This window comes from Dokdonella sp. (assembly GCF_036518555.1).
Classification (GTDB): Bacteria; Pseudomonadota; Gammaproteobacteria; order Xanthomonadales; family Rhodanobacteraceae; genus Dokdonella_A.
In genome coordinates, this window is record NZ_DATDMY010000257.1 from 1 (window position 1) to 3,717 (window position 3,717).

The 3,717-nt window shown below is 71.4% G+C and carries 3 protein-coding genes; all 3 read left to right on the forward strand.

Annotated features, from left to right (window positions below; genetic code table 11):
- Positions 1-2,269, forward strand: a 2,269-nt coding sequence (locus VI238_RS14030; protein WP_422653341.1) for an Lhr family helicase, incomplete at its 5' end; no start/stop codon positions are given.
- A 199-nt stretch (positions 2,270-2,468) separates the two neighbouring features.
- Complete coding sequence (locus VI238_RS14035; RefSeq protein WP_331652419.1) at positions 2,469-3,002, forward strand: DUF4142 domain-containing protein; 534 nt, start codon at positions 2,469-2,471, stop codon at positions 3,000-3,002.
- Positions 3,003-3,216: 214 nt separating this feature from the next.
- Positions 3,217-3,501 (forward strand): hypothetical protein, encoded by a 285-nt coding sequence (locus VI238_RS14040; RefSeq protein ID WP_331652421.1) that lies wholly within the window; start codon positions 3,217-3,219, stop codon positions 3,499-3,501.
- The last annotated feature ends 216 nt before the right edge of the window (positions 3,502-3,717 follow it).

The following is a 3,717-nucleotide window of genomic DNA, read 5'->3' on the forward strand; positions in this document are numbered from 1 at the left end:
CTTCCCGCTCGACGAGGTCGCGCGCTACCTGCATTCGAACAGCGTGCGCGACGTGCTCGTGCAGGCGCTGCTCGATGCGCCGATGTTCGGCCTGCGCTTTCGCTGGAACGCGACGACCTCGCTCGCGTTGCCGCGCTTCCAAGGCGGCAGCAAGGTGCCGCCGCAGTTGCAGCGCATGAAGGCGGAGGACCTGCTCGCGCAGGTGTTCCCTGACCAGGTCGCCTGCCTCGAGAACATCGTCGGCGAGCGGCAGGTTCCGGAGCACCCGCTCGTCGACCAGACCCTGCACGACTGCCTGCACGAGGCGATGGACATCGATGCACTCGTCGCGCTGCTGCAGCGGCTCGAACGCGGCGACGCGCGCATCGTCGCACGCGACCTCACCGGCCCGTCGCCGCTGGCGGCGGAGATCCTCGGTGCGCGTCCATACGCATTCCTCGACGACGCGCCGCTCGAGGAACGCCGCACGCAGGCGGTCGGCAGCCGGCGCTGGAGTTCGCCCGAGCACGCGGACGACCTCGGTCGCCTCGACCAGGACGCGATCGATGCGGTGCGCGAGGAGGCCTGGCCGCAGGCGCGCGGCGCCGACGAACTGCATGCGGCGCTCATGGGCGTCGCCTTCGTGACCGCGGCGGAGGCGCGCGCGAACCACGACTGGGTGCAGTGGCTCGAGCGCCTCGCCGCGGATCGCCGTGTCGCGCGCCTGTCGGTCGGTGCCGATGCGTTCGTCTGGATTCCCGCCGAACGGCTGCCCCAGTTCGCCGCGCTGCTGCCCGAAGCGCCGCGCGACCCCGCGATAGAAGCGCCGGCCGAGTACGCCGCGGTCGCGTGGACGCCGGAAGACGCGCTCGTGGAGATCCTGCGCGCGCGCATGACCGCGCTCGGCCCGGCGTGGCCCGACGCGATCGCCGCGTCGCTCGGCGTCGACCGCGCCGCGGTGGAGCTGGCGCTGCTCGCGCTCGAGCGCAACGGCTTCGTCATGCAGGGGCGCTACTCGAGCGACGCGCTCGCGCGCGGCGACGGCAACGAATGGTGCGAACGGCACGTGCTCGCGCGCATCCATCGCTACACCGTCAAGCGCCTGCGTCGCGAGATCGAGCCGGTCGAGCCGCGCGATTACATGCGATTCCTGTTCGACTGGCAGCGCGTCGCCGATGGCACGCGCGTGAGCGGGCCCGATGCGCTCGCGGGCGTGCTCGCGCAGCTCGAAGGCTACGAGGCCCCGGCGTCCGCGTGGGAGGGGTCGATCCTGCCCGCGCGTGTCGACGCCTACGAGATTGCCTGGCTCGACGCGCTGTGCCAGGCCGGGCGGCTCGTCTGGACCCGCCTGCGTCCGCGCAAGGGCGGCGGCGAGCGCGCGGGGGGCCCGGTGCGCGCGACGCCGATCGTGCTGCTGCAGCGGCGCAGCCTCGACACATGGATGGCGCTCGCGAACGGCGCCGGCAGCGATCCGGCTGCGATGTCCTCGCGCGCGCAGGTCGTCGTGGAGCATCTTTCGAAGCATGGCGCGTCGTTCTTCGACGAGCTGCTGGCCGGTACGCGGCTCCTGCACGTGCAGCTCGAGGAGGCGCTCGGCGAGCTCGTCGCGTCGGGCGTCGTCCATTCCGACAGCTTCAGCGGCCTGCGCGCGCTGCTCGTGCCGTCGTCGAAGCGGCCCTCGACCGCGCGCCGACGCCATGGCCGGCGCAGCGCGCTGTTCGGCATCGAGGACGCGGGTCGCTGGGCGCTCGTACGACGCGCAGGCGCCGAGCGCACCGAAGCCGCCGACGCGACGACGGTCGAGCATGTCGCGCGCGTGCTGCTGCGTCGCTATGGCGTCGTCTGCTGGCGCCTGCTCGCGCACGAGGCGGAATGGCTGCCGCCGTGGCGCGAGCTGATTCGCGCCTACCACCGACTCGAGGCGCGCGGGGAAATCCGCGGCGGCCGTTTCATCGCGGGCATCGCGGGCGAACAGTTCGCCCTGCCGGACGCGGTCGCGGCGCTGCGCGCGGTGCGCCAGCGCCCGCTCGATGGGCGCTTCGTCTGCGTCAGCGGCGCCGATCCGCTCAACCTCACCGGCGGGCTCCTCGTCGGCGACAAGGTGCCGCGTGTCGCGACCGCGCGCGTGCTCTATCGCGATGGCGTGCCGGTCGCGCAGCGTGTCGCGGGCGTCGTGACGCTCGCGGACCCTGCGGGTCCGGTCGACGAGCTGGCGTTGCGCGCGCACCTGCTGCGCGATCGCCCGCTGCGTTCCGCCGCAGCGGCCGCGAACGGACACGAAGAGGAGTGACCGCGCCCGTGCAGGATCGCCCGTGCGCCGCGGCGGTCATGCCGTACGGCGGAGCGGCGCGCGCCCGATCGCTATCGAAATCCACGGACGTCGACCTTCATGAAGGTGAACCCGCGCCGACCGCACGCGCGCGCGCATACGCCTCGTTAAGGCGGGTGCGTCGATAGTCGTTGCGCTTGTCCTTCGAGAGGAGACGACCATGCGCAAGATTGTCCTCGCCGCGGCGCTCGCCGCCCTGTCGTTCGGTGCCGCCGCACAGATGCGCGAAGCGATCGAAGTCCCGCCCGGCGCGCTCGACCAGGCCGACGTCGATTTCCTGCGCACCGCCGATGCGGCCAACATCGACCAGTTGACGTTCGCGATGCGCGTCACCGGCCGCGATCGCACCAGCGTGCGTTCGCTCGCGGAAAACGTCCTCAGCAGCCATCGCAAGTCCGACGATGCGTTGCGGCTGCTCGCCGCCGCCAAGCATGTCGAACTCGACCACCGCATGACGCCGCGGGCGCAGGCGGAGGCCGATGAACTCCTTCGTCGCGATGTCGACGTCGATCGTCTGTATGTCGAAGACCTCGCGCGCGACAGCAAGGACATGATCGCCCTGTACGAGGAGGCGCGCGATTCGAGCCGCGATCCCGACATCCGCAAGTACGCCGAGACGATGTTGCCGGCGCTGCGCAGCAACCAGCGGCAGGCCGAGGACAGGCTCGCACGCGCCGGCCTCGCGCGCGATTGAGCGCGCAGCCTCGCGTTCGTCGCCGACGAACCGGGGGCGTTCGGGATCGCGCGTCGCGTGATGCGCAGGCGAGCAGGACATCCGGCGCGCTCGCGCTGCGCCGTGTCGCGCACCCGAACGCGCACGGCCCGTTGCGCTGCGGTGAGCATGCGCTAAGCACGGATTCAAATCCGATGCCGTAACGTGGCCAAGGATCGGATGGAGGTGCGCGTCCATGAAAACGATCGCTTCTACGGTTCTCACGGCAACCCTGTTGGCCACGCTCGGCGGTTGCGTCTACGAGCCCGCCTACGTACGCCACGACGGCTATCGCGGTAGCGTCTATTACAGCAGCCGCTACGACGATCGACCCTATGTGTACTATGACGACGGATACTGGCCGGGCTACTACGGCTATGGGTACCCGTCGATTGGATGGGGCGTGTGGTATCACGGCGCCCATCACGGGCGGCATCATGGGCACCGCCGCGACGACGCACACGGGCACCATCGACATTGACGCGTTGCGCGACGTCGGGCCGGAGCGGAGCCGCGTCGATGCCCGGACTTCCCGTCAGGGCTGGGGCACGCGCGCGAGGCGGAATTCGACCGGCGTCGACTCACCCGGTTCGACGGGCACGCGCGAGGCGGTCGCGAACGCGAGACGGCCGTCGGGCGTGCGCAGGGCCGCGCGTACGCTGTAGCGATGGCCCGCAACGACGCGCGCCGGGTCGTA